General features: G+C 53.9%; 22 protein-coding genes, 1 tRNA gene and 1 pseudogene. 9 read left to right on the top strand and 15 right to left on the bottom strand.

The genetic code is table 11. From position 1 onward, the window contains the following. Window positions 1–168: 168 nt before the first annotated feature. On the bottom strand, window positions 169–1581 hold the full coding sequence (rmuC, locus tag RSDT_RS00380) for a DNA recombination protein RmuC (protein WP_096399118.1): 1413 nt from the start codon (window positions 1579–1581) through the stop codon (window positions 169–171). An 83-nt stretch (window positions 1582–1664) separates the two neighbouring features. Next, window positions 1665–2264 carry a MarC family protein gene (locus RSDT_RS00385; protein ID WP_096399119.1) on the bottom strand — a complete coding sequence of 200 codons (600 nt, stop codon included), beginning with the start codon at window positions 2262–2264 and terminating at the stop codon, window positions 1665–1667. A gap of 268 nt (window positions 2265–2532) precedes the next feature. Between RSDT_RS00385 and RSDT_RS00395 the strand changes: the two genes are divergently transcribed. Next, window positions 2533–3267 carry a Fic family protein gene (locus tag RSDT_RS00395; protein WP_096400299.1) on the top strand — a complete coding sequence of 245 codons (735 nt, stop codon included), beginning with the start codon at window positions 2533–2535 and terminating at the stop codon, window positions 3265–3267. A 189-nt stretch (window positions 3268–3456) separates the two neighbouring features. On the opposite strand, the gene dksA is transcribed toward RSDT_RS00395, so the two are convergent. The 3 genes from dksA to RSDT_RS00410 form a co-directional block, all read right to left on the bottom strand. Next, window positions 3457–3822 carry an RNA polymerase-binding protein DksA gene (dksA, locus tag RSDT_RS00400; RefSeq protein ID WP_096399120.1) on the bottom strand — a complete coding sequence of 122 codons (366 nt, stop codon included), beginning with the start codon at window positions 3820–3822 and terminating at the stop codon, window positions 3457–3459. Between the two features lie 169 nt (window positions 3823–3991). After that, window positions 3992–4864, bottom strand: a complete 873-nt coding sequence (galU, locus tag RSDT_RS00405; RefSeq protein ID WP_096399121.1) for a UTP--glucose-1-phosphate uridylyltransferase GalU — start codon at window positions 4862–4864, stop codon at window positions 3992–3994. A gap of 434 nt (window positions 4865–5298) precedes the next feature. Further along, a complete protein-coding gene (locus RSDT_RS00410) occupies window positions 5299–6252 on the bottom strand; it encodes a phosphodiester glycosidase family protein (RefSeq protein ID WP_096399122.1) in 954 nt (317 codons plus the stop codon). Between the two features lie 197 nt (window positions 6253–6449). Between RSDT_RS00410 and RSDT_RS00415 the strand changes: the two genes are divergently transcribed. Further along, entirely contained in the window at window positions 6450–7259 is an 810-nt protein-coding gene (locus RSDT_RS00415; RefSeq protein WP_408606702.1) for a methylenetetrahydrofolate reductase, read from the top strand. Between the two features lie 259 nt (window positions 7260–7518). Here the strand turns inward: RSDT_RS00415 and RSDT_RS00420 are convergent. The 5 genes from RSDT_RS00420 to RSDT_RS00440 form a co-directional block, all read right to left on the bottom strand. Then, window positions 7519–7594, bottom strand: a tRNA-Thr gene (locus tag RSDT_RS00420). Window positions 7595–7834: 240 nt separating this feature from the next. Continuing rightward, window positions 7835–8875 (bottom strand): endolytic transglycosylase MltG, encoded by a 1041-nt coding sequence (mltG, locus tag RSDT_RS00425; protein WP_096399123.1) that lies wholly within the window; start codon window positions 8873–8875, stop codon window positions 7835–7837. Further along, window positions 8872–9309, bottom strand: coding sequence for a Holliday junction resolvase RuvX (gene ruvX / locus RSDT_RS00430; protein WP_096399124.1), 438 nt, complete (start codon window positions 9307–9309; stop codon window positions 8872–8874). The genes mltG and ruvX overlap by 4 nt, the downstream gene beginning before the upstream one ends. Window positions 9310–9314: 5 nt before the next feature. Continuing rightward, window positions 9315–10301, bottom strand: coding sequence for a tryptophan--tRNA ligase (trpS, locus tag RSDT_RS00435; RefSeq protein ID WP_096399125.1), 987 nt, complete (start codon window positions 10299–10301; stop codon window positions 9315–9317). Between the two features lie 97 nt (window positions 10302–10398). After that, a complete protein-coding gene (locus RSDT_RS00440; protein WP_096399126.1) occupies window positions 10399–11070 on the bottom strand; it encodes a site-2 protease family protein in 672 nt (223 codons plus the stop codon). Between the two features lie 113 nt (window positions 11071–11183). On the opposite strand from RSDT_RS00440, the gene cimA reads away from it, so the two are divergent. The 3 genes from cimA to RSDT_RS00455 all read left to right on the top strand — a co-directional run bounded on the left by cimA (window position 11184) and on the right by RSDT_RS00455 (window position 14488). Then, window positions 11184–12803 (top strand): citramalate synthase, encoded by a 1620-nt coding sequence (cimA, locus tag RSDT_RS00445; protein ID WP_096399127.1) that lies wholly within the window; start codon window positions 11184–11186, stop codon window positions 12801–12803. Window positions 12804–13071: 268 nt separating this feature from the next. Further along, window positions 13072–13530 (top strand): NfeD family protein, encoded by a 459-nt coding sequence (locus RSDT_RS00450; protein ID WP_096399128.1) that lies wholly within the window; start codon window positions 13072–13074, stop codon window positions 13528–13530. Window position 13531: 1 nt separating this feature from the next. Beyond that, window positions 13532–14488 carry an SPFH domain-containing protein gene (locus RSDT_RS00455; protein ID WP_096399129.1) on the top strand — a complete coding sequence of 319 codons (957 nt, stop codon included), beginning with the start codon at window positions 13532–13534 and terminating at the stop codon, window positions 14486–14488. 128 nt (window positions 14489–14616) lie between these two features. Here the strand turns inward: RSDT_RS00455 and RSDT_RS00460 are convergent. Further along, window positions 14617–14977, bottom strand: a pseudogene (locus tag RSDT_RS00460) (acyl-CoA thioesterase). 62 nt (window positions 14978–15039) lie between these two features. Between RSDT_RS00460 and RSDT_RS00465 the strand changes: the two are divergent. Further along, the gene (locus RSDT_RS00465; RefSeq protein ID WP_096399130.1) at window positions 15040–16212 is read left to right on the top strand and encodes an MltA domain-containing protein; all 1173 of its coding nucleotides are present in this window, start codon (window positions 15040–15042) and stop codon (window positions 16210–16212) included. Window positions 16213–16401: 189 nt separating this feature from the next. On the opposite strand, the gene RSDT_RS00470 is transcribed toward RSDT_RS00465, so the two are convergent. The 4 genes from RSDT_RS00470 to hemL all read right to left on the bottom strand — a co-directional run bounded on the left by RSDT_RS00470 (window position 16402) and on the right by hemL (window position 20077). Continuing rightward, window positions 16402–16791 carry a cytochrome c3 family protein gene (locus RSDT_RS00470; RefSeq protein WP_096399131.1) on the bottom strand — a complete coding sequence of 130 codons (390 nt, stop codon included), beginning with the start codon at window positions 16789–16791 and terminating at the stop codon, window positions 16402–16404. 114 nt (window positions 16792–16905) lie between these two features. After that, window positions 16906–17658 carry a precorrin-3B C(17)-methyltransferase gene (gene cobJ, locus RSDT_RS00475; protein WP_096399132.1) on the bottom strand — a complete coding sequence of 251 codons (753 nt, stop codon included), beginning with the start codon at window positions 17656–17658 and terminating at the stop codon, window positions 16906–16908. Beyond that, window positions 17655–18803, bottom strand: coding sequence for a cobalt-precorrin 5A hydrolase (locus RSDT_RS00480; protein ID WP_231941844.1), 1149 nt, complete (start codon window positions 18801–18803; stop codon window positions 17655–17657). Before RSDT_RS00480 ends, cobJ begins: the two co-directional genes overlap by 4 nt. After that, window positions 18803–20077, bottom strand: coding sequence for a glutamate-1-semialdehyde 2,1-aminomutase (gene hemL / locus RSDT_RS00485; protein WP_096399133.1), 1275 nt, complete (start codon window positions 20075–20077; stop codon window positions 18803–18805). Before hemL ends, RSDT_RS00480 begins: the two co-directional genes overlap by 1 nt. Window positions 20078–20737: 660 nt before the next feature. On the opposite strand from hemL, the gene RSDT_RS00490 reads away from it, so the two are divergent. The 3 genes from RSDT_RS00490 to RSDT_RS00500 are packed head-to-tail and all read left to right on the top strand — an operon-like array spanning window position 20738 to window position 24562. Beyond that, window positions 20738–21799: an N-acetylneuraminate synthase family protein gene (locus tag RSDT_RS00490; RefSeq protein WP_096399134.1), complete on the top strand. Its 1062-nt coding sequence runs from the start codon at window positions 20738–20740 to the stop codon at window positions 21797–21799. Next, window positions 21771–23516 carry an LIC12162 family transferase gene (locus tag RSDT_RS00495; protein WP_231941845.1) on the top strand — a complete coding sequence of 582 codons (1746 nt, stop codon included), beginning with the start codon at window positions 21771–21773 and terminating at the stop codon, window positions 23514–23516. Before RSDT_RS00490 ends, RSDT_RS00495 begins: the two co-directional genes overlap by 29 nt. Continuing rightward, window positions 23513–24562 (top strand): tetratricopeptide repeat protein, encoded by a 1050-nt coding sequence (locus tag RSDT_RS00500; RefSeq protein ID WP_096399135.1) that lies wholly within the window; start codon window positions 23513–23515, stop codon window positions 24560–24562. Before RSDT_RS00495 ends, RSDT_RS00500 begins: the two co-directional genes overlap by 4 nt. The last annotated feature ends 119 nt before the right edge of the window (window positions 24563–24681 follow it).

Genomic DNA, 24681 nt, shown 5'->3' on the forward strand with positions numbered 1-24681 from the left:
AGTGTGCGGGAAAGGTCTCCAGTTGTGCTGAGCCTTTTGCTCACCACGGATCCTCTCACAGGCACCAGATCGGCGCCGCGCCTTTTTTCTCTGGACGGTTTCTTTGCTGGTTTTCCTGAATCTAGACGGCCACCTTTTGATTATGCGATGGCTTGTTCAACTCCACCACTATGGCAATTGCTCCACCGTCGTCAATTTTTTTTCAATTCTGGCTCTTTCTTCGACTGCCTGATCAATATCATTGGCGGCTTCTTGTAATTTTTTCTTAGTTTTGTTCAATAACTCCCCGAACTTTGAGAACCCTGTTTTTACAGTACCAAGTGTCGCCCATACTTCACTGGATCTCTTCTCTATTGCCAAGGTTTTAAAGCCCATCTGTAAACTGCTTAAAAAGGCTACAAGGTTGGTCGGCCCCACCACGGTAATCTTAAAATTATGCCTCAATGTCTCAAAAAGTTCTGTTCTCCTTACTATTTCCGCGTACAGTCCCTCCGATGGGACAAACATGATGGCGAAATCTGTAGTGTCTGGAGGGTTTATATATTTTTCGCAGATGAGCCTTGCGCTCTTCTTTATGGAACTTTCAAATTTCCTGGAGATGTCTTCTACGTCCTTGGGATTCTTGTTCGCAATATCATCGTAACAGTCTAAAAGTTTTTGATAGTCTGCTATTGGAAATTTCGAGTCTATCGGCAAGAGTAGAGGTTTATTGTCATTACTCCTTCCCGGCAATTCAATGGCATACTCAACCCGTTCCTGACTTCCTTTCTTAATCTGCACATTTTGTTTGTACTGTTGTGGCGACAATATCTGGTATAGAATCGCGCCAAGCTGCATTTCTCCCAAATTCCCTCTGGTCTTCACACCAGACAGGACTTTTTGCAGATTACCAACGCCGGAGGCCAAGGTCTGCATCTCCCCAAGCCCCTTATGTACTGCCTCCAGTCTGGTACTTATCAGTTTGAAGGATTCCGTAAACCGCTTTTCCACAGTTTCCTGCAATTTTTCATCAACGGTTTTTCTCATCTCCTCAAGTTTTTTCACATTTTCATCTTGCAGAGTTTTGAGTTTATTTTCCACAGTATCCCGAATTTCTTTCAATTTTAATTCAGTATCTTTTTTAATATTTTCTTGTTTGCTAACAAGTTCGTCAAATTTCTGTTTTTGAAGATTATTAAATTCTTTTACGCTGAAGGTAAATTTTTCTTCAAATGATTTTAAAGAGTCTGTCTGCGCTATTCTATTTTCTTTATTTAATTTTTCAAATTGATTTTGTATAGTTATCGTTCTGTCATCAAAATTTTTTACCAGATATAATAACTGCTCTGAAAAGTTCTTAAATTGAATTTGCTGAGCATTAGAAAGTTTATCTATATTTCCAGTAAGTATTTCACTAAAATTTTTAAAAGAATTATTCAGTTCTTCCCTATTTCTACAAAATTCATCACGAATTAAATTGTCAATTCTTGCAATATCTTCGCTTGTTGCAACATTATTGCCCATTCTCAATTTCAAAGTCAGGAAAATATTTACAACAATCAGAATGAACAGCGCAAGTTGTACAGCAATAATATAATTCATATTAAAATCCTCCACATTAAGATATATAATTATAGACTGTTTTTGTCATCATCCTTGAGGCCATCAGATAGTGTTGACAGGCTCTAATGCAGAAATGAACGCACACCAGTGAAGATAACCTGCGCCGCTATGGCGGCCAGAAGCAGACCGGTGATTTTTGAAAGCACGGCCAGCCCCGTCTCGCCGAGCACGCGCTTTATAGGATCGGCAAAATGCAGGAAGACATAGATGCCGATGGACGCTGTTAGAAGGGCGGCGGCGTCGATGACCCTCTGGATCATGTCCGTCGCCGAAGCGCCCAGCACCATCACGGTGCCGATGGATGCCGGCCCCATACAGAGGGGAATGGCCAGAGGCACGATGCTGATGTCGACTTCGGGCGCGAACGACGGTTTTTCTCCATTTTCACGCATCAGAGAAACAGCCGACAAAAACAAGAGGGTTCCGGTGCCGATGCGGAAGGCATCCAGCGTAAAGCCGAACATGTTGAAAATACTCTCACCCAGAAAATACAGCACAAGGCCTATAATAAAGACGGCTGCCGAGGTTTTGCGTGCGGTGGCTTTTTTGCGGGTATCATTGTATGTTTTGGAAGCGCTTAAAAAAGCGGAAAGAACGGCGGGCGGAGTCATCAGGGCGAACAGCTTAATCGCCTGACTGAACAATTCTGTCAGATATTCCATGTCGCCCGTTTCCTGCTTTCAGGAATAGCACAGCAGAGTCCTGATGCTTACAACTATTGAAGGCTTGCACCCGACAGCGTATAGCTTAACGGCATACAGCCGGAATCCTGAACTCGCTTAACGGGGCTGCCCTGGAAGAAATACAACAGCTTTTGAGGCATAGCAATATCAACTCCACCATGATTTACAGCCATCATTTACAGCGGGCCGGAAACAATTAGCGAAGCCCGGATAGCGGCGGCGGATATTTAACTAAGGGATGGGCACTATGGATTTTACAAAGATAGACGAGCTCAGCAGCAAGCTGAAATCAATGCGCCCGCTTAACTCTACAGAGCTTAAACGGCTTCGTGATGAGTTTATGGTAAAGAATACTTACAACTCAAACGCGATAGAGGGCAACACCCTCACACTTAGGGAAACGGCACTTGTCTTACAGGGCGTTACGATAGCAGAGAAGCCCGTCAAAGAGCATTTAGAGGTTATAGGTCACAAAGATGCTTTTGAATATGTGGTATCTTTTGCAGACGCAAATACCATCCTTACAGAGCGCGTCATAAAAGAAATACACTCGCTTGTGCTTATAAATGACTTTGCTAACCGTGGTGTGTACAGGCGCGTTCCCGTTTCCATTTCCGGGGCAACGCATACCCCGCCGCAGCCTTATTTGGTTCCTGAACAAATGGAAGCCCTTATGGTTGATTATGAGGGTATAAAGCGGGACAAACATATTATAGAGAGCGTTGCAGCGTTTCATTTATGTTTTGAAGGAATCCATCCGTTCATTGATGGTAACGGGCGCACAGGACGGCTCATATTAAACTTTGAGCTTATTAGGGCAGGCCTATTGCCCGTAAATATAAAATTTTCTGAACGGCGAAAATACTATGATTGCTTTGAGCATTACTACTCAAATGGACATACGCAGGATACCCTTTCCAAGCTGGTTGCCGATTATGAAGCGGAAGAGCTGTTAAAATACATTGCAATCTTAGAACGATAACAGGAAAGAGCCGTTAGTAGTTGATACGGATCGGTTAGTATGCCGTTCTGGACAGATGCAGACGGTAACGCTTGCGACGGTAAAGAACACCTGTCGGTCAACGCTTCTCAACAAGCGCGAGCAGGAATTGAAAAGACGACTTTTTCATACTGCCTCTGTATAGGCGGAGTATGATCAATTCCAAGGTTCTCAAAAGTCGCCGTGAAGATGCTCGTTTGCTTCCTGCCTTGCCTTGCAGTTGATGCACAAACGCGTCACCGGACGGGCCTTAAGCCGCTCAATACTGACGTCTTTGCCGCATTCGTCGCAAACGCCGAAAGTGCCGTCATCAATGCGTTGCAGCGCGGCCTGAATTTTACGGATAAGCCGTCTTTCCCGGTCACGGATACGCAGAGTAAAGGCGCGATCGGATTCTGCCGTGGCCCTGTCCGCCGGATCAGCAAAAATTTCATTGCTGTCTGTCATGTTTTCCAAGGTGGAATCGCCCTTTTGCTGGGCGTCTTCCAGCATTTTTGTAAGAAGGGCGCGAAAAAATTCAAGGTCATTGTGATTCATATATATTCCTCCGTTCGTCAGCGAAAAACGACACCGCCAGCTCGCTTTCCGCAGACACTAACTAAGCTGTATAGCCATAGAAAAAGTTTTTGTAAAGCGCCAGATGCGATAACAACGGAGCGGACGGCATGACGGTCCGAAAACAACAAACATGCCTGCGCGCTCTTACTTACTGAAGCTGTACAAAATTTTTAAGCAACGCCAGCAGATCGTAGTGCAATTCTTCGTCCTGCAGCGCAAAATAAATGTTGGCCGTGAGAAATTCTGCCCAGTCACCCGTGTCAAACCGCATGCCGGTCAGACGAACAGCCATCATGCCCCGATGTTGGGCCAGAGTCTGCATGGCGTCGGTGAGCTGGATTTCGCCGTCGTGGCCCGGTTTGACCTGTTCAAGATAATCAAAAATATCCGGCGTCAGCACATATCGCCCCACAATGGCCAGTCGCGAGGGAGCATCTTCGCGTTTTGGCTTTTCCACCATGTCGCGCACACGAAAAATGCCGGGGGAGATTTCTTCGCCGTCAATAATGCCGTAACGGTTGACTTTTTCAAACGGCACTTCCACAACGCCGATAACCGGCATTTTTTCGGCTATGGCCACGTCGATAAGCTGACCAATGGCCGGTACGCCGCCGAACATCAAATCATCCCCCACCATGACGGCAAAGGGATCGGCCCGCACCAGTTCTCTTGCGCACAGCACGGCGTGCCCGAGACCCAGCTGTTTTTTTTGCCGTACAGACATGATGTTGACCATTTCCGCCACCTTGCGCACTTCCGCCACCTTGTCGAGTTTACCGCCCCGTTCAAGCACCGCCTCAAGTTGCAAGTTGTAGTCAAAATGGTCTTCAATAACGCTCTTGTCCCTGTTGGTAACAAAGATCACGTCCTCAATCCGCGCGCGTTGCGCCTCTTCCACAACATACTGAATGACGGGTTTGTTGTAGACGGGCAGCATTTCCTTGGGGATATTCTTGGTTGCGGGCAATGAACGTGTACCCCAGCCGGCCACGGGAATGATCACCTTGCGAATATTTTTCATATGCGCCTCCGATTGCTTTTATGCCTCCGTCAAGGCATGCCGGGTATTCTGCGCTTGTGGACACCGTGGTGGACCATGATTGTTTCCACTTAGTGAACAGTCAATCAAAAATTCGGCGAGCGCAAGCAAAAATATAAAATGTGACAATGCACTAGGTGCTTAGTCCCAAAGTGAAATGGTTTGGATCAGCATTAAATCTGTCATGCTCCATTTGCCCTGGTTTTCCATCTGTGCGTTTACTTCGTCCAGAAGGTTGTTCTCCACAAGCAGATTTCAAAGCAACAGATAGTACTGTGATTCGGCTTGGTATCCTGATCGCTTGATCCGTCCCATTGTTGCAAGAGGAGGATTTTAAACACCAGCAGCGCTGGATAGACTTTTACCCCGGAACTGGCTTCGGTCAGCTCTGCCAAGTGTTGTTTTGAGGCATTTTTCTAATCGGCGCCAGTTGACCCCATAATGTTTCTTGTACCAATGCAATGGGGCGATGTACCTGACAAGTCGCTGTTCAAGGCTTTGGTCGCGCCGGCTTTGCGGCGCACGCCGAGCACATTGGGCAGCATGGTCCGAATGTTGCCCGTCACCAAAAAATCAGCGGCAAAGCGTCCGTTCATTTCTCGCTCCAAGGATGCCGTGCGCACAAGCAGTCCCGCCTGCCCGCCGCCTTCCACATACATGACCGTCCGTACGTTGAGCGGCAGATGCAGTATTTGCCGGGCAAAGTCGTAGGCATCCACAGGTTCGCGGCAGTGCAGGAAAAGAATGTGCCCGTCGCCGTCATTCGCCACAGCGGAAATGGAGTAGAGCGGACCACCCGGCGTCCAGAGAATGCGCCTGTCCGCGTTGATCATGCGGTAGTTCTGGATCACAAGGGCGTAGCGGGTAATGGTCTCGCGCCAGCCGGGGTTGTCGCGGTCAACAATGGTCGCGGTAGGCAGGCTCGGATCGTCCGGAGCGGCCACGAAAAAAGCACCGAAACGTTGCGCGATGTGGCCGTTGTTAATGTGATCGCCTTGGCGCATATAACCTGTGCTGGTGCTGTTGTCCTGCAGATACATGCTCGCATTGATGGCCGCCACAAGGTCGCGCTGTTCTCCCCATTCATGGAGGGAGCGCGCCGCAAGCCCGTCTTCAGACCGCGCGCAGAGTACAAAGTCGAAACGGGCGGGATCAATACGCACAACAGCAATGCGCGTCTCGTTTTCGTTCATCTGGAATTCTCCAAAGGCAAGGCCCGGTTCCAGCTGATCCCAGAGGGCGAAGCCCTTATGCGTGTCAGCCGCCCATACATGTGCGTCCGGGCAGAACAGCCGGCAGATGAGGGCCACAAGCGGCAAAAGACGGGCAATACCGCCACGGGTCAAAACGCATGCTGTGGAAGGATGCATCGCTGTTTCTTATGGTCAAGCCCGTTTTTTTGCAAGTTGACATGGCGCGGCGCGTTGCTGCATAACTTTTTGTGTTGTCCCGATAAATTGCCGCCGCCGACACTGTGGGGAAACTATGCACATCGGCACATTAATTCGTTCCGCCGTCTCGCCGTTTTTTTCTCTGGAATTTTTCCCCCCCAGCCGACGCATCCCAGATGCCCGGTTTTTACTCCACGGTGGATCAGCTGTGCACGCTTTCACCGCTTTTTGTTTCTGTTACATACGGTGCCTGCGGATCGCGACAGCGCAATACGCTGGCTGTCACAGCGCAGCTTGCCGGACGCGGTCTGACAACCATGGCGCATTTGACCTGCGTCGGCGCCGAGCCTCTTGCTATTATGCAGTTTTTGAAAGAGCTGCGGGCCGTCCACGTTGATAATGTGCTGGCCCTGCGTGGAGACAGCCCTGTGGACGGCGGCCAAAAGGCGGAGCACGGGCATTTTCGCCATGCCTCTGATCTGGTTGCGTTTATACGCGCGTATGAGCCTGATATGGGCGTCGGCGTGGCCGCCTACCCCGCTCCGCACCCTGAATCCCCTTCTTTTGCGGCTGATCGTGACCACACTGCGCAAAAATTGCGTGCCGGGGCTGACTTTGCGCTGACACAGCTTTTTTTTGACGTGCGCGAGTATGAAGATCTGCTGGCGGACCTGCACGCCAGAGGGCTGGACACACCTGTCGTGCCGGGCATTCTGCCCATCCAGAGCTTTGATTCGCTACGCCGTGTGCTGTCTTTGTGCGGGGCAAATATTCCGGGCAAACTCTATCTTGCCCTTGAAAAGGCCCAGCAAAGGGGTGGGGCGGAAGCCGTGCGCGATGTCGGCCTTGATTTCGCCGTGCGACAGATACGCCGATTGCTCAACTGCGGTGCGCCGGGCGTTCATCTGTACACGCTGAATAAAAGCGAAATGTGCCTGTACATTGCCGAAGAAACAGGCTTGCCTTTGAACTGTTTGAGCCGTTAAGACTATTGAGGGAGATCACAGGCGGCTCATCAGTAACTTTCATCAACCTCAACATCACCACTTACAGCGATTCTCCCTTGCGCAGCGGCAAGATGTGGGCAAAATCCCTGTGGGCTTAGAAAAATGGAACCGTGTAGGTTACCATTTATTCTCTTGTGCAAAATTGATTTTAACTTTTTGCCGGATCAGGCAAGCATTCCCTAAAATGGGGCAAAAAGGTGGTACAGGGGCTGTGAATTTCCGCAATCTGTTGATTTTTTGGAGCCCTTGAGCAGGGTTGAACTGCTGACCTCATCCTTACCAAGGATGCGCTCTGCCGGCTGAGCTACAAGGGCGTTGCGACGGGCATCTCTTATACTATCGTTGTGTCCGCGTCAAGCGTCGGCCCCGACTGGCTTCCTGCGACTGATTCAGAGGCAACACGTCAGGATGGGCGAAAATGCCTCCGTGGAAACGCAAAAGTTTGCGTTCCAGAGTGGTGGAAAATCGCCCCTGGTTCAATCTCCTTCAATAAATCCTCAAGCAATAATGCGTACAGGGCCTGTTTCCGGGCTGCCTTATCGTCCGGGGCGGTTTTATTTCCCGCCGTGTTTACTGGCGCGATACCGCTGCACCGCTCTGTTGTGATCCGTAAGGTTTGTGGAAAAAACATGCTCTCCGCCGTCGCTTGCCGCCACAAAATACAAAAAATCATGAGATTCTGGACGAACAGCCGCCGTCAGCGCTGCAATGCCGAAGGAACATATCGGCCCAGGCGGCAGGCCGGGATGCTGATAGGTATTGTACAGATTGGCCGCGTCATCCAGATGAACACGGCGCAAATTGCCGTCAAAGCCCTCGCCGAGCCCATAAATGACAGTGGGGTCCGCCTGCAGCAGCAGGCCTTTCTCAATCCTGTTGCTGTACACGCCGGCCACACGCGGCCGTTCTGCATTGCGGCCTGTTTCTTTTTCAACCACAGAAGCCAGGACAACGTATTTTTTCAGGTCTTCCGCCGCAGGTTTTTTTGTGTCCGGCCATGCCTGCGCGGCCCTGCGCCAGAAATTTTCCACCATGCGCCCAACAACAGCCTGTGCCTGCGACATATCAGGAGCATCCGGCTTTTTGAGCAGATACGTGTCGGGCATTAAAAAGCCTTCCGCCGTGCTGAAAGGAATGCCGTAACGGCGCAGAAAGTCCGTGTCCGCAATGACGTTCTGAAAATCCTCAAAACGCACAAATCCCGTTTGTTCGAGCAGGCGGCCCGTCTGATGCCAAGTCAGCCCTTCCGGCACAGTGATGCGAAACAGCACGGGCCGTCCGTTCACAAGTTCATCCAGTACTCTTTCAGGCACCCAGCCGGTGTTCAAAGCAAAACGTCCTGCTTGCAGGCGATTTTCGCTGCGGTGCCAACGTGCCAACAGACTGAATTTGCGGGCGTCCGTCACAATGCCCCTTACGGCCAGCTCCGCACTCACAAAGGCCAGTCTCGCTCCGGGCGTCACGTCAAAAAAAACTTCACGGCCCTGCGTTTCCGGAGCGTTGTTCAAAAACACGCATGCCTCATAGAACAACCAGCCGCAAAACGCCAACGCGCACAAAAGCGCCATGCCGAAAACGCGCAACGCGATTTTCACGCCCGTCTCCGTTCATCAGGATTCAATGCCAAAAAAGAGGCCAGAATGCGCACGGCCGCTTGCTGATCAATGACGTCGCGACGCCTTTTGGACGCAATGCCCGCCTCGCGCAGATCGTCCAGCGCCTCGACAGAACTGAGCGTTTCAGCCATAAAAAAAAAAGGCAGGTACACACGGCGCTTGAGGCGTTCTGTGACATTGCGCACCTGCCTTGTGATCAGGCTTTCCCGGCCGTCTTCGTGCACAGGCAGACCCACGACAACCGTCCCGGCGCCCTCATGCGCAACGCGGGCCGCAAGTTCAGCCAGCAATGCCTTGCGGTTGAGGAAATCTTGCAGACGCAAGGTCGCAAGGGGAAAGGCAAGACGCCCTTCCGGGTCGGACACGGCAAGCCCGGTGCGGGCCAAACCATAATCTACGCCTACATATTTCATCGGGGTTACAGCCCCATTTTCTGCCGCACATCGTCCATCGTGACGCAGGCAAAAGTACGTGCGCTCTCATTGCCGGCCGCAAAAATCTCCTCCACAGCGCCGGGGCGCTCCGTCAGCTTTGCACGGCGCTCCTGTATGGGAAGGAGAAAAGCTTTCAGATTTTTCAGAAATATTTTTTTGCAGTCCACGCACCCGAGTGTTGCCGTGGCGCAGCCCTCACGAATGTCCGCCCGCGTTTGGTCGTCTGTCAAAAGCACATGATAGGAGAAAAGATTGCACACATCCGGGTTGCCGGGATCTGTTTTGCGCAGACGCGTCTGATCCGTAAACATGCCTCGCACTTTTCCCCGAATGTCGGCAAAATTATCTGACAAAAAAATGCTGTTGCCGTAACTTTTGGACATTTTGCGGCCGTCCAGACCGGGACATTTGGCCGCCAGCGTCAGCAGCGCCTGGGGTTCAGGAAAGGTTTGACCATAACAACTGTTGAAACGCCGCGCGATTTCACGGGTGAGTTCCAGATGCGGCAGCTGATCCTCTCCCACAGGCACGCCGTAGGGCCTGTATATAAGTATGTCCGCCGCCATCAGCACAGGATAGCAGAGAAAACCCACATTGCCCAAGTCTTTGCTGCTGATTTGTTGTTGCTGTTCCTTATAGGTGGGGTTGCGTTCAAGCCAGGAAACGGGCGTGACCATGGAGAGCAAAAGAGAGAGCTCAGCAGTTTCCTTCACGGCAGACTGGCGGAAGATAACACATTTATCCGGCTCTAGGCCGACGGCCACCCAGTCTTTAACCATTTCGACGATATTGCGGCGTATGCCTGATGTATCCGCAAAATCGCTCGTCATGGCGTGCCAGTCCGCAACAAAAAAATAGGCCTGCGCATTTTCCTGAAGGTCAAGCCAGTTTTTAAGCACCCCGAAATAATGACCGAGATGCAGCGGTCCTGTAGGGCGCATGCCCGACAGCGCGCGTGATTCCCTGTTCATATCACCTTCCTTCTCTCCCCTGATGCGTATGCTGCGTAACCGTCGGAGAGCAGATTCTTTTTTGCTGTTGTGATGCCGTTATTTATTATGCGCGTCGCTACAGACCAAGCAGCCTGAAATAACCCCGCACGCTGCCGTCCACGAGCGGCCCCAGCACATGGTTCAGCAGGCCGGAGAAAAGCAGCAGCAACAAAATAACAAAACCGTAGCGCTCAAGGCGTATATAACGCCACCCCATGTTGCCCTGCAAAAAATACGACAGCACCTTGCTGCCGTCCAGCGGCGGGATGGGCAGCAGATTGAGCCAGCCAAGGCCGAAATTGATCACCACGCCCGCCTGCAGGGAAGTAAGGGCAAAAATATACATATTGCTGTGTTGCCAGACGACGGGGGGGAAAACAACAAAGACAAGGCGCAGCAGCCCGCCGAACACGAACGCCAGAAAAAAATTGGTCAGTGGGCCGGCAAGGGCCACCAGCATCATGTCTTTTGCGGGATTGCGGAAATAACGCGGGTTCACGGGCACGGGCTTTGCCCAGCCGAACACGAAGCTGCCGGTCAAACTGGTGATCCCGAAGACAATCAGTCCCATAGGGTCAATATGCGGCAGGGGGTTGAGCGTGAGGCGGCCGATCGCGGCGGCTGTGGGATCCCCACGGCGAAACGCCACATAGCCGTGGGCAACCTCGTGCAGTATGATGCCGAGCAACGTGGGCACAGCGGCAATGGCCAAGGCGCGTAGCGCCGATGCGAAATCAATATTAAACATTTTATATAGATAACATATTCCTGTGCGCGGAGCAAGCGGCGCTTGTCTTTAACGCCGTTTTGATAGAAACTGTCTACTTCATTATCATATAACTTTATTAGGGCCGACGCACAATGCACGACATTATCATCTACGACACCACCCTGCGGGACGGCAATCAGGCCGAAGACGTCAACTTGAGCCTTGAGGATAAGATCAAGATTACCCTCAAGCTGGATGAACTGGGCATAGCCTATATTGAGGGCGGCTGGCCAGGAGCAAGTCCAGTGGACACGGCCTTTTTCAAAGAAATAGCCACGTGCGGCCTCAAGACAGCCCGCATAGCGGCCTTCGGTTCCACACACCACCCCACAAACAGTGCTGCAAATGACAAAACACTTGCCGCGCTGATTGCTTCCAACGCGTCGACACTGACCATTGTCGGCAAGAGCGCTGAAGTGCATGTGCGGGAAGCCTTACGCGTTACGCCCGACCGCTATCTTGACGTGGTGGGCGATTCTGTGTCCTGCCTGAAGCGAGCCGGGCGCGAGGTCATTTTTGACGCGGAGCACTTTTTTGACGGCTTCGCCGACAATCCGGATTTCAGTCTGGCTGTGTTGAAAAAAGCCCTTGAAGCCGGCGCGGACGTGCTTGTGCTGTGCGACACCAACGGGGGCACACTGCCTCAGGACGTCGCAAAGGCCGTCAGGCGAATACGCGAGTATTTGCCAGGCACGACGCTCGGTATCCATTCCCACAACGACTGCGAGCTGGCAGTCGCGACATCGCTTGCCGCTGTGGAGGCCGGCGCTGTTATGGTGCAGGGATCTGTCAACGGCATAGGTGAACGTTGCGGCAACGCCAATCTCTGTTCGCTTATCCCCATTTTGGAGCTCAAAAGCGGCGGCGCGTACCGCTGCCTGCCCGAAGGCCGCCTGACCCTGTTGTGCGGCGTGTCAAATTATGTGGCTGAAGTGGCGAATATGGCGCCTTTCAGCCGCCAGCCCTTTGTGGGACGATCGGCCTTTGCCCACAAGGGCGGCATACACGTCAGCGCCGTCAACCGCAATGCAACGCTCTATGAACATATCCCCCCCTCGACCGTGGGTAATGAGCAGCGCGTCCTTTTGACGGAGCTGGCAGGCCGCGGCAACATCGTGTCCATGGCGCGGCGCTTCGGCTTTCATCTGGACAAGGATGAACCCGTTGTCAAGGGTCTTCTCTCGGAACTCAAAGACAAGGCCAGTCACGGCTATGATTATGCCGCCGCAGAGGCTTCCGTGGAACTGCTGTTGTTGCGCAAGCTCGGTCGCAGGGGCGTGCGCGACTTTTTTCATCTGATACGCTTTCGCGTGCTGGAATCCAAACAACACAACGACGCCAGGCCGCTTTCTGAAGCGACTGTCACCCTGGCAGTCGAAGGTGCCACTGAACACACGGCGGCTTTCGGCGACGGCCCTGTCAATGCGTTGGACAGCGCCCTGCGTAAGGCATTGTCGGGCTTTTACCCGCGTTTGCAAGAAATGCGTCTGATTGATTTCAAAGTCCGTGTACTGGCGGCCACAGATCAATACAAAGGCACAGGTTCACTGGTGCGCGTGCTTATTGAGTCGGCTGACCAGCGCAGCAAATGGGTCACCGTAGGAGTTTCGTGCAATATTATTGAAGCGAGCTGGCAGGCCCTTATAGACTCTGTGACCTACAAACTCTACAAAGACGAAAACGAAAATTGCACAAAAAAGTTGGATGGCTAAGATCGATAAAATATAGGGAATGACAGGAGGGATGCTGTGCAACGTAGACATGCTTTGAGGGATGTCCAATGGGAGCATCTCTGGGCTTTTATCATTGCTAAGGTGAAACACTCCTGACGCCACGCCCTTGTCATTATCTTCTCTCTTGGGCTATTTTAACGTCTGGCGTTAACGGCAAACTTGGAAGAAGTTCGCAGATGTCAGAAATGTCCTGCGGACTCCGTGTGCCAAAGTGTTTTTAACTGCCGTGCGCCTTGCAGGAAATTCCATGAGCGCTTCAACAATCTGGATCTTGCTGGGGACACTCTGCTTCGGGGTTGAAGTTATATCCATGACCCTGGTGCTCGTTTTTTTCGGCGTTGGGGCATGGGCGGCCGCTGCCGCCGCCTGGCTTGATCTGGCCTTTGTCCCGCAGGTGTTGATTTTTATAACATGCTCCCTGCTGACGTCGGTTTTACTGCGCAGTCGACTTTGCCGTGTCTTCAGCGGACAGGCCCGCACGTCGCGGCCCGCGTCGGAGCATCTGTTGAGCGGGCGCACGGGCGTTGTCACCAAGGCGTTACACCCCGGTGAAACGGGGGAAATAAGCATTGACGGCAGCTTCTGGCGCGCCGTTGCCGAAAGCGGCATTGCCGAAGGAAAGCCTGTGCGTGTGCTTGGGCACCGTCCCGGCGATGAACTGGTATTACGCGTATCGGTGACAGAAGAAAACACACAGGGGAAATGACATGGCCTTTTTTTATTTTATGAACAGCTACGGCTGGCTTTTTTTGCTGGCTGTCCTGATGATTCTTGTTTTATTCAAGGCGGCTGTGGTTGTGCCGAATCAGTCGGCCTATGTGGTAGAACGCCTCGGCAAATATCATGTCGTCATCAGCGCGGGTTTTCATTTGCTTGTGCCCTTTGTAGACAGAATCGCCTACCGGCGCAGTCTCAAGGAACAGGTCGTGGATGTGCCGAAACAGACCTGCATCACCCGCGACAATGTGAGTGTGGACATTGACGGCGTCATCTATCTGCAAGTGATAACGCCGGAGAAATCTGCTTACGGCATTGACGATTATGAATGGGGGGCCATCCAGCTTGCACAGACCGCTCTGCGCTCCGCCATCGGCAAACTGGAATTGGACAAAACCTTTGAGGAGCGCACCAAAATCAATCAGGAAGTGGTAGACGCGCTTGATGCCGCGACCTCACCATGGGGCGTCAAGGTATTGCGCTATGAAATACGGGACATCACCCCGCCCAAGACAGTCATGGAGGCCATGGAAAAACAAATGCGGGCCGAGCGGGAGAAACGCGCGGCCATTGCCCAGTCTGAAGGCGAGATGCAGTCACGCATCAATCTGGCGGAAGGTTCCAAGCAGGCTGCCATCGCCGAGTCTGAAGGCAAAAAACAATCCATGATTAATCAGGCGGAAGGCGAAGCCGCACAAATACGCACTGTCGCCGAGGCAACGGCCAAAGGCCTTTACATTGTGGGCGAGCAGTTGGGCAATGACGCTGTCGCTGCAGCGCAACTGCGTCTGGCCGAGGCGTACATAAGCGAATTCGGCAAACTCGCCAAAACGGGCAACAGCCTGATCATCCCTGCCAACGTGGCCGACGCGGCCGGCATGCTCGCCGCCATGACGCGGATTGTCAATCCTGGTCACGGCCTTTCAAAAGACCCCCAAAAGGCATAGCCGACACAGGCCACCCACTTTCAAAGCGGCAGGGGCACTTAGCTGCTGCTTGACAGGTTCAAACCGCCCAGCGAATTCAACGGCACGTCCGCCGGCAAAAGCCGCCATACGCGCCGTGACCGATTCAATCATCCGCAACAGCCGCATGCTGACAAAAGCTGCCTGAACCAGTCCGGCACAGGCACGGGACGCCCGTCCAGGTTCACCAAGGCATGCTGCGTCATGCCTTCTGCAAAAATTTTCGTCTTGTCCTCTTTCCATATCTCGTATACAAATCGCAGGGAGGCGCGTCCCCACTTGTTCATGGCAGCACGAATTTCCACAAGGTCGTCATAACAGGCCGGCGCGCGGTAACGGCATTGTGCCTCACGAACCGGCAGCAAGATTCCTTTTTTCCACCTCAGCGTAGCTCATGCCGCACCGCCGTATATATGCGCCGCGGACACGCTCAAAAAGATGCAGGTATTCAGCATAGTACAATACGCCCATCATGTCGGTTTCACCGTAAGACACACGGTGGGGCAGCCCCGGACATAACAGGCAGGAAACTCATGCATGAACAAATTCCTTTTTTCAGCGTGCGCCGCGACACGCGATTTTGCAATCAGTATAAGGTCGGCCGGCGCTTTGTCCTGATTATACTGATTGTTGCATACTTCTGTCTTTGCGCCTGCGCTAAAAAGACACCGGACATCGTCCCTGAACCGGCGGGCCCGCCGGTGACCTTTGAAAGCCCGGAGTTTTTTGTCAGAAATCTTGCTCCCCGCAACCAGCGTCTGACAAGTTGGCAGGACATGGCCCCTACCGTGCGCAAGTCTTTGCGCTATGTCAACAGCAAGCCCGCAGAGGCCGCGGCCGTTAGCCGCCACGGCCTTACCCTTACCTTTGGAGACCTTTTCCGCACACTGACGCGTCTGCTTGAACTCCTGCCGCAGCTCGACGCTGAGCCACGCCTTTTTCTCAAAAATTTTCGCTGGGTGGAAGTGTCAGGCGGAATCAACTATTCTGGATACTATGAACCTATGGTGCGCGCAAGCCGCACACGCAAGACCGGCTATACACAGGCCATTTACCGTTGTCCTCAGGAGTTGCAGGAAAAACGTCGCCGCAGCAAATATTATGCTCGTAGAATAATTGAAGAAAAACAGGTTCTGGCCAATCGTGGTTTGGAGCTTGCCTGGGCGGCGGATCCTGTGGACTCATTTTTTCTGGAAATTCAAGGTTCAGGCCGCTTGATTTTTGACGACGGCAGTGAAGCGCATGTCAATTACGACTGCCAGAACGGCCACAAATACAAAAGTTCCGGACGGATTATGCGTGAAAAAGGCCTGCTGCAATGTGGCGATGTTTATGAGCAGCGCGAATGGTTCAAAAACAATCCGAATCGGGTGCGCGAAATATTGAACGACAATCCGAGTTACGTCTTTTTCAGATACGGCAACAAAGGCCCCACCGGCGCCATGGGCCATGAGGTGGATAAATGGCTTTCTCTCGCCACCGCCAGAAATTTTATTCCTCTCGGCACGGTCGTGGCTTATGGCGTCAATGCGCCGGACCAGTCGCGCGGCAGCGTGCCGCTACGGGGAATAGGCTTTGCGCAGGACGTGGGCGGCGCTATCAAAGGCAACCGCATTGACATTTTTTGCGGCTCGGACGAACGGGCCAACTATGTGGCAAGCCATCTTGACGCCAAAGGCCCGGCATGGCTGCTGCTGGCCAGGTAGTTTGGCAAGTATTTTGTCGTCACTCCATGAAAGGGTGACATCCATTGTGTTGTGTGTTGCAGCGTTACGAGGTTTCATCTGTGATATGAAAGCACGAACATATGAAGCGCTGGAAGAGGCTGTCGCACAAGCTCCTGATCTGGTTTCAGCCAGTTCTTGCAGATATGAAGTGTTTCCAGGGTGAAATGTTTAGGGATGACATTTTGATTTGGCGCAGCCCAGCATTTCCTTTTTCATATCCGTCTTTTCGGCAACAACTTTGTTGTGGCATTCAATACAGGTCTTATGTTTCGCGCCGGTTTTTTCATGAACGGTGGCATACATGCTTTTTTTGCCTTTTCTGGCCGTCAGATCGTCATGGCAGCCCGCTGTGGCGCACTTCTGGAAATTCTCTTCTCCCTTTACCAGATGGTGACAGACCACGCATTCCACTTTTTGGTGAGCGGCGTGGGGAAACATCACTTCTTTTTTGGATCCCTTGACAACCAGAGGGGTGGTAGGAACGGGCGGCGGCGCGGCCAGCGCTGACAGAGCAAAGATTGGAATGAAAAGGCAGAGCAGAACAAAAGACTTCTTCATGGCAACCTCCTCCTTCCTAAAAAAAGCGGCATAAAAGAATTTTCGTGACAGTACGGCGTTGGCGATGTCGTGTCAATGAGGCGGACGCGGATAGACCGGTATGGTGTTTTCATTCTATGTGTCAATGCGGTAGCCGCGCGGAGTGAGCATATAGCGGCCCAGAGAGCGGCTTTCGTTGTTGCCGATAATGAGCAGGGAGAGCATGTCAGCCTGTGTCGCGTCAAAGCGGGAAAGCTCCTGTACGCAGACATTCTGTCCCAGGCGGAAAGCCTTGCGGACAAGCCCGACGGGGCACTCCGGCCTGCGAAAGAGCCGTGCCTTTTCAAGCGCCCCGGTCAGCAGATGCGGGCGGCCTTTGGAGCGCGGGTTGTAAAGCACGCATACAAAATCCGCTTCTAGGGCGGCGGCAAGCCTTTTTTCAATGATATTCCGCGGCGTGAGCAAATCACTTAAACTGATACAGGCGAAATCGTGCGTCAGCGGCGCGCCGAGCAGTGCTGCGGCCGCGCACAGGGCTGGTACGCCGGGGACAACGCTGAACGGCACAACCGCAAGCAGACCGCGTGATTCAAGCAGTTCGAGCGTCAGGCCGGCAAGCGCATAGACGCCGGGGTCGCCGGCGCAAACCAGCGCCGTCTCCTGCCCGGCAAGTGACGCCTCCACGGCGGCCGCGCAACGTTCTTTCTCATGGCGCATGCCGGTGGCGATTATGGTTTTGCCGTGCAGCAGTTCCGGGGGTGCGAGTTCAAGGTAAAGATGGTAGCCGGCGATACACTGTGCCCGCGCAAGAGCGCCGCGTGCCTGCGGCGTCAGGCACGCGGCGTCGCCGGGCCCCAGACCGACAACATACAGCGGTGCGGGCTTCATATAGAAAATTGCGGGTGTTGCGCCGCAAGCGCTACGGCGAGCGTCAGGCAGCGCTTGTATGTCTGTTTTGAGACGACAAGGCGACTGCCTTGTCCGGCGGCAAGCAGTGCCGCGGCTTCACAAACGCTGAAGTCCTTTTGTCCAAAACGGTGCCCTGCGGCTTGAGAAGGATGGGGGGTATCGCATTGCGCCAGCGTCGCGGCTGCAAAGACGAACAGGGGCGCATGAAGGCGGGCAGCGGCAAAGAGCAGAAGCGGTTCTTTCCATTTTTCCTCTACGCTGGCCAGACCCGCTACAGCACGCGGTTCCAGATTATTGGCAGCGAAAAGTTCCTCAAGCGCCGTAACGGCGACGTCCTGGGGCAGATTTTTGCGGCAGCCGAGACCTACATACAGGCGCGGCACGGCAATGCGCAGCAGATTTTTAGCCTTGGGCATGCGCCGCCAGTGCGCGGCGGAGATGGGAATAGGGCTTGTTCGCGTCATGTCTGTCGGGGGCGGGCCGTCCTCGTCGCACGTCAGGCGCTTAAAAGCCGGAGGTGTAGCTTCTGGCAGGGCATGGCAGGGATCCCACAACGGCAGTGTGCGGCCTTCCAGCAGGGCGGCTTGCGCTTTTGGCAGGCAACCCCAGTCGAGAATGCGTAGACCTGCGTCGCGCAGCAGCAGATCGAGCGTCAATGGTGTCACGTTGTTTGTTGACGAATCAGAAGCTGTGGTGATCACGGGCATCGCGCCGACAAGACGCGCAATGTGTCTTGCCAATGCATTGCCGCCGCCCCAATGACCGCAGATAAGGCTTATGACAAAGCGTCCTGCTGGATCAAGCACAAGGACAGGAGGGTCTTCGCCTTTATGGCGGAGCAGGGGAGCGAGCACGCGCACGGCTATGCCCGCTGCGCCCAGAAAAATATGCGCCGCGTGACGGTGGTATTCCTGCGTCAGGCAATCCTGCAAGTGCTGAAAGGCGTGCATGTGCCCTTCACATGTCCGGCATATTCTTGTGGGAGCGTTTATGCGGCACTGCTTCACGCAACGCCCGGAGGGCGCGCGCCAAGGGGAGGAGGCAAGCCCTTGCGCCAGACGTTGAGCGAGCGGCAACGCACTGCGGCTCAATACATAACATGCAAGGGAAGTTGTGCGCTTCATTAATCAAACTTGACAAAACGCGCCGCATCAAGGGCGGCGGCAAAATCGTCTTCACTGTGGGCAAAGGACACCATGCCGGTTTCGAACGCTGACGGGGCAAGGTAAATGCCTTGTGCGCGCATCTGCTTATAAAACATGGTAAAGAGTTGCTGATCGCATTGTTCAGCGTCGTTGAAATCGCGGATTTCTCCATCGCGAAAAAAAATGCCGAACATGGAAGCCAGTGACGGCGTTTGCGCGGGGACACCTTTTGCCCGTAAAATGTGTCCGAGTTCTCCGGCAAAGTCGCGGGTGCGTTTTTCAAGGGCGTTGTAATCAAGGGTTTTAAGCATGCGCAGTGTGGCGAGACCGGCTGCCATGGCCAAAGGGTTGCCGGAGAGCGTGCCTGCCTGATACACCTTGCCCCCCGGTGCCACCTGTTTCATATAGCATTTTTTGCCGCCGAACGCTCCCACAGGCAGGCCGCCGCCGATGATTTTACCGAGCACTGTCAAATCCGGATCAATGGCGAAACGTGTTTGCGCGCCGCCGTAAGCTGCGCGAAAACCGGTGATCACTTCGTCAAAAATTAGGATTGCGCCATATGTCGCTGTAATATCGCGCAGGGTTTCAAGAAAGCCCGCCACAGGCGGCACAAGACCCATATTGGCGGCTACGGGTTCCACAATGACGGCGGCAATATTTTTGCCGTGCGCGGCAAAGCATTGCCGCGCGGCGTCCGCATTGTTGTAAGAAAGCAGCAGTGTGTCGGCCGTCACGGTGCCGGGAATGCCGGGCGTGCCGGGTATGGAAAATGTGGCAACGCCAGAGCCGGCGGCGGCCAGAAACGGATCGGCATGGCCATGATAACATCCGATAAATTTGACGACTTTGTCTCTGCCCGTCACTGCGCGTGCAAGACGTAGGGCGCTCATGGCGGCTTCTGTGCCGGAATTGACCATGCGCGTCATTTCCACTCCGGGCAGAGCCTCACATATTTCTTGGGCCAGAGCCACTTCATCAGGACAGGGCGCGCCATAACTCGTGCCACGGCGCACTGCTCCGTGCATGGCCTCAGAGACTGAAGCTTCCGCATGACCCAAGATCATGGGGCCCCAGGAAAGCACGAAATCAATGTATTCGCGATGATCCACGTCTGTCAGACGGCAGCCGTGCGCCTTTGCGATAAAAAGCGGCAGACTGTCCACATTGCGGCAGGCGCGCACCGGACTGTTCACTCCTCCCGGTATCAGGCTTTGCGCCCGTTCAAACAGTCGTTTTGAAATGCCGTCCATGATTATTCCTTTCAAGACTGCTGGTTCCGTCCGCAGCGTGGCATGGCCTGCAGGGCATGTATAGCCCCCGCCCCCGTAGTCAAAGATTTTTTGAACTGACGATATCGAATGCTGTCCATGTATTCGGCATCGTTTCAGGGAATTTTCCCGGTGCCATGATGATATCTGCGCTATGCCTCCCAATCAATCGGCCGATTTTGAAGATCTTTGCCCTATAGTCGCTTCGACCGTAGTTTATCAAAACCCGATATTCGCATTGGTATGGGCGTAAAATCATTCCTCTAGTTTAAGGCCCGTGTCAGCCCGAAGTCAAACATCACTATATACCTTATGTTTTGTTATCCATTATCTATCAAGCCGCCTGGTTTTATGGACATGCTTCTGACATGCGGTTTTGAAGATACCTTTTTTTCCTTTTAGATGGTATAGTCACAAGATTGTCCAGATTTAATTTTTCTGGCATACTTCGCTGTAGGTCAGCTAACAGCGAGGTTCTCAATTACATACCAGCCGCAACGGCGACATGATATCTCTGATTATGTCCGGGAGAAGCTTAAACCACATTTGTCCGGCCGAAAAGCAAGCTGGGCATTGCGCACAGGACATGTATATCCTAATCAGGCGTATATGTATGGAACTCACACAGATGAGGAACCGTTTATGAAACTCACAGATATTTTCAATTGTCCGAAGCCGGAAATAACCATTCCGCGCCCTTGCGTCATTGCCGAAGCCGGTGTGAACCACGAAGGCAGCATGTCCATTGCAGAACGACTTGTCGCCGAGGCGGCGGAAGGTGGTGCCGACGCCATCAAATTTCAGACATACAAGGCCGCCACGCTGGCCTCCAGAGATTCGCCGGCCTACTGGGACACAAGCAGGGAACCCACAAAAAGCCAGTATGAGCTTTTTAAAAAATATGATTCCTTCTGGAAAAACGAGTTTGAGGCTCTGAAAAGATGCTGCGACACGGCGGGCATAGCCTTTCTCTCCACGCCATTTGACGTGGAATCAGCGCGTTTTCTCAACGATCTCATGGAAGTGTTTAAAATTTCTTCTTCCGACATAACCAACAAGCCTTTTATTCGCATTCTTTGCGACTTCAACAAGCCCATTCTGCTTTCTACCGGCGCCGCAGACCTGCATGAAATAGCCGAAGCTGTGGAATGGATAGAAGCAAAAGGCAACAGACTGGCACTGCTGCACTGTGTTTTAAACTACCCCACGGCAGATGAAAATGCGGCGCTCGGCATGATCTCCGCGCTTAAACAGCATTTTCCGCAACATGTCATCGGCTATTCCGACCACACCCTGCCTGGGGATATGCACATACTTGAAAGCGCCGTCCTGATGGGTGCGCGCGTGCTGGAGAAACACTTCACTCACGACAAAACGCTGCCCGGCAATGACCATTATCACGCCATGGACAAGGCAGATCTGAAACATTTTTATGCCCGTCTCGAAAAAACCCTCGTCAGTATAGGCGAATTTACCCTGCGGGCCCTGCCGGAGGAAGAACCGGCGCGACGCAACGCCCGACGATCACTTGTGACGGCGTGCGCCATCAAGGCCGGCCGGATGCTGCGTCCTGAAGATTTGACCTGGAAACGCCCGGCCCACGGCATTTCGCCGCGTCATTACGAAGAGGCGCTTGCCATGCGCGCCCGGCGCGATTTGTCGGAAGACACGGTGCTTGGCTGGTCTGATCTGGACAAAGCGTAAACGTGACATGGAAGCCACGCTGATTCTGGGACGCATGCCGGAAGGAGCCCAGCCGGAACATTTCCGGGCAGCCGGTCCCTGGTGTTTTGCCGGTCGGGAAAAACTGTTCCCCGGCTGGGAAAACAGTTTTCAGTTCGCGCCGGAACCGTTGTGCGACGTCAATATTCTCGCGCAGACCGCCAGAGAGGCCTGCGCCATCTTTGCCGACAACCTGCCCGCTCTTGCCGCCCGGCTTTGTCCGCACAGCGCGGCATTACCGGACGCCTACTGGGAAACCCTGCTCGCGCCCTGGGGCGTTGACGTGGCCCGGCAGATAGCCGATCGCTGGCAACGCGTCAAGGCCATGACAGGGACTTGGGGTGACTTGCCCCTGCGTGTGCCCCTGTTGCCGGAAAACTGTGCCTTTCGCTTTGCCGGCGAACATGATTTTACCCTATACGGTTCGTTGGGCATTTCTTTCAATCATTGGCTTTTCTCCCGTCTGCTGGAGGCTTGCTGGCCCACTGCCTGGCGTAGGAAATATTTGCCTCCTGTCAACAAGGTGTATGGAAATTCCGTTCCGCCGGCTTTGAAGGAGCGCGTCAAACACTGGGCGAGACGGATTCTGTTGCGTCTGCCTTTCCCGCGTCTCAAAGGCGTGAGCCTGTGGCAGAGTTTGCGCTTTTCGCTCGCGCTTGCGCACACAAGCCGGGGGCAAGACAGCTCCCTGCCGCTGGCCGCCACATTCGGTGCCGCCGCCACAGGCGCAGATGCGCATTTGCCGCTGGACCCCCTGCCGATTTTTTGGGCGGCGCTGCCGGAAGCATTCACGCGTCTTGAGCACCCGCGCGCATTACGCAAAAGCCGCACAGCCCCCCGCCTGCGCGTCGCCAGCGTTCTGGCTTATGAAGATACGATCTACCGGCAAAAATTGGCCGTCTGGCGCGGGCGCGGCAACCGCCTGATGTATGTGCAGCACGGCAGCGGCTATGGACAGATGCGCGTTGCCTGCCTCAGCGCCGTGGTGGAATACAGCCAGCACGCCTTTGCCACCTGGGGCTGGAATGAACACGCCGGGTGCAGGGGCAACTTCATCAGCCTGCCTTATCCGCAGGTCGCCCGGATTGCTGGGCGCTGGAAGGGCACAGGGGGGAAGAGTCTGCTTTTTGTGGGCACGGAAATGCCCTTGTTTGCCTACCGGTTGGACAGCTGGCCGACTCCATTGCAACTGCTGCGCTACCGCAACGACAAAGCGCGTTTTTTCACAGTCCTGAAGAAAGATTTGCATCCACGCGCTCTGTATCGCCCTTATTTCCCCGTGCCGGGAACCCTCAAAGACGCGGACTGGCTGTTGCCGCGTTTTCCGCGCGTGCGGCTCTGCACAGGTCCGCTCACGCGGCAGATGCTGCGCTGCCGCGTGCTTGTCATTGACCACCCCGGCACCACCATGCTGGAATCTCTGGCTGCTGACGCACCTACAGTTTTGTACTGGTCGCGCGATGTCTGGCCGCAGACGTCGGAACACGAGGAACTGCTGGGCGTTCTGGCAGAGGCCGGCATTCTGCACGCCGGTCCGGAAGAAGCCGCGGCCAAAGTCAACAGCGTTTTTGACGACGCGCCGGACTGGTGGAAGGGCGAAACCGTGCAGGCCGCCCGGCGGCAGTATTGCGCACGATATGCCATGACGGTCGCGGGCAGTGAAAATGACTGTTGGGTAAACACACTGACAAAGCTATGACAAAGATATCAAAATTTTTTGAAGCGGCGCTGTTTGCTGCATGGTTTTGTCTTTTTTGCGAACCAGCAATCAGCCGCGCGGACGACAATGGCCCGCTACGCGAAGCCCAGCAGGCCATTGACAGGGAAGACTACACCACCGCGGCATCCTTGCTCAAGGCGTCCGCGGATGACGGCAATGCGGAAGCCCTCTATGTGCTCGGGCTCTTATTTCTTGAAGGCAAAGGCGTTCAAAAGAATGAGCAGCATGCCGTGCAACTGTTTCGTCTGGGGGCGGAAAAAGGCGATACCAGCGCCCGGTATGCTTTCGGTGCGGCTTTGGCCTCCGGCGTCGGCATACGCCGCAATTATAAAGAGGCGGCGCGCTGGCTGCACAAAGCCGCAGAACAGGGGCACGCCATGGCACAGCACAGTCTTGGATATCTTTATGCTCACGGCCGCGGAGTGACCAGGGATGAAAACGCGGCTGTCGACTGGCACAGTCGCGCCGCCAATCAGGGCATTGCTCAGGCGCAATATTCTCTCGGCTGGATATATCTGAACAGCAAGGGCGAAAACCAGAGCGATACCAAAGCCGCGCACTGGTTTGCCAGAGCCGCCGAACAGGAACATGTCAAAGCCCAGAACAATCTGGCCTATATGTACGCTGAAGGGCGGGGATATCCTCAGGACGCGGCCAAGGCCGTGCAGTGGTATGCCAGGGCAGCTGAACAGGGTTCTGCAGAAGCGCAATACAATCTGGGCTTCATGTATGAACAGGGACGGGGCGTGTCGCAGGATTACAACAAGGCTGTGGAATTTTACCGCAAGGCGGCGGCCCAGAACGAGCCGGCGGCCCAGTACAGTCTTGGAGTCATGTATGAGCAGGGCACGGGCGTGCCCTGCAACCTGAGCGAAGCATCCCGCTGGTACCGTCTGGCGGCGCAGAACGGCGATCAGGACGCAAAGGCCGTTCTGCGCGCGCAAACCAAGATGTTGCGGGAATCCGGAGCAAACGTGCCGGACGACAACCGCAATTCTCAAAAAAAACGTCGACGTCAACAATAACGGGAGCAAAAGATGAATGACCGTAGGCCAAGACAAGCATGTTATCCACTAATCATCATATGTATAGACCGGCCGGCACAAATTGGCGCCGGGCAAGCGTCCGTTATTCCGGAGGCGAT

This window comes from Candidatus Desulfovibrio trichonymphae (assembly GCF_002355955.1).
Classification (GTDB): Bacteria; Desulfobacterota; Desulfovibrionia; order Desulfovibrionales; family Desulfovibrionaceae; genus Desulfovibrio; species Desulfovibrio trichonymphae.

What these genes read in the sequence shown, in the direction of transcription:
- dksA (WP_096399120.1), bottom strand. Translation starts at nt 3,822, where the DNA reads ATGAATCACAATGACCTTGAATTTTTTCGCGCCCTTCTTACAAAAATG.
- hemL (WP_096399133.1), bottom strand. Translation starts at nt 20,077, where the DNA reads ATGGACGGCATTTCAAAACGACTGTTTGAACGGGCGCAAAGCCTGATA.
- RSDT_RS00490 (WP_096399134.1), top strand. Translation starts at nt 20,738, where the DNA reads ATGAAACTCACAGATATTTTCAATTGTCCGAAGCCGGAAATAACCATT.
- galU (WP_096399121.1), bottom strand. Translation starts at nt 4,864, where the DNA reads ATGAAAAATATTCGCAAGGTGATCATTCCCGTGGCCGGCTGGGGTACA.
- RSDT_RS00415 (WP_408606702.1), top strand. Translation starts at nt 6,450, where the DNA reads ATGCCCGGTTTTTACTCCACGGTGGATCAGCTGTGCACGCTTTCACCG.
- cimA (WP_096399127.1), top strand. Translation starts at nt 11,184, where the DNA reads ATGCACGACATTATCATCTACGACACCACCCTGCGGGACGGCAATCAG.
- RSDT_RS00440 (WP_096399126.1), bottom strand. Translation starts at nt 11,070, where the DNA reads ATGTTTAATATTGATTTCGCATCGGCGCTACGCGCCTTGGCCATTGCC.
- RSDT_RS00465 (WP_096399130.1), top strand. Translation starts at nt 15,040, where the DNA reads ATGCATGAACAAATTCCTTTTTTCAGCGTGCGCCGCGACACGCGATTT.
- cobJ (WP_096399132.1), bottom strand. Translation starts at nt 17,658, where the DNA reads ATGAAGCCCGCACCGCTGTATGTTGTCGGTCTGGGGCCCGGCGACGCC.
- RSDT_RS00410 (WP_096399122.1), bottom strand. Translation starts at nt 6,252, where the DNA reads ATGCATCCTTCCACAGCATGCGTTTTGACCCGTGGCGGTATTGCCCGT.
- RSDT_RS00470 (WP_096399131.1), bottom strand. Translation starts at nt 16,791, where the DNA reads ATGAAGAAGTCTTTTGTTCTGCTCTGCCTTTTCATTCCAATCTTTGCT.
- ruvX (WP_096399124.1), bottom strand. Translation starts at nt 9,309, where the DNA reads ATGAAATATGTAGGCGTAGATTATGGTTTGGCCCGCACCGGGCTTGCC.
- RSDT_RS00385 (WP_096399119.1), bottom strand. Translation starts at nt 2,264, where the DNA reads ATGGAATATCTGACAGAATTGTTCAGTCAGGCGATTAAGCTGTTCGCC.
- RSDT_RS00455 (WP_096399129.1), top strand. Translation starts at nt 13,532, where the DNA reads ATGGCCTTTTTTTATTTTATGAACAGCTACGGCTGGCTTTTTTTGCTG.
- RSDT_RS00480 (WP_231941844.1), bottom strand. Translation starts at nt 18,803, where the DNA reads ATGAAGCGCACAACTTCCCTTGCATGTTATGTATTGAGCCGCAGTGCG.
- RSDT_RS00450 (WP_096399128.1), top strand. Translation starts at nt 13,072, where the DNA reads ATGAGCGCTTCAACAATCTGGATCTTGCTGGGGACACTCTGCTTCGGG.
- RSDT_RS00500 (WP_096399135.1), top strand. Translation starts at nt 23,513, where the DNA reads ATGACAAAGATATCAAAATTTTTTGAAGCGGCGCTGTTTGCTGCATGG.
- rmuC (WP_096399118.1), bottom strand. Translation starts at nt 1,581, where the DNA reads ATGAATTATATTATTGCTGTACAACTTGCGCTGTTCATTCTGATTGTT.
- trpS (WP_096399125.1), bottom strand. Translation starts at nt 10,301, where the DNA reads ATGAACAGGGAATCACGCGCGCTGTCGGGCATGCGCCCTACAGGACCG.
- RSDT_RS00395 (WP_096400299.1), top strand. Translation starts at nt 2,533, where the DNA reads ATGGATTTTACAAAGATAGACGAGCTCAGCAGCAAGCTGAAATCAATG.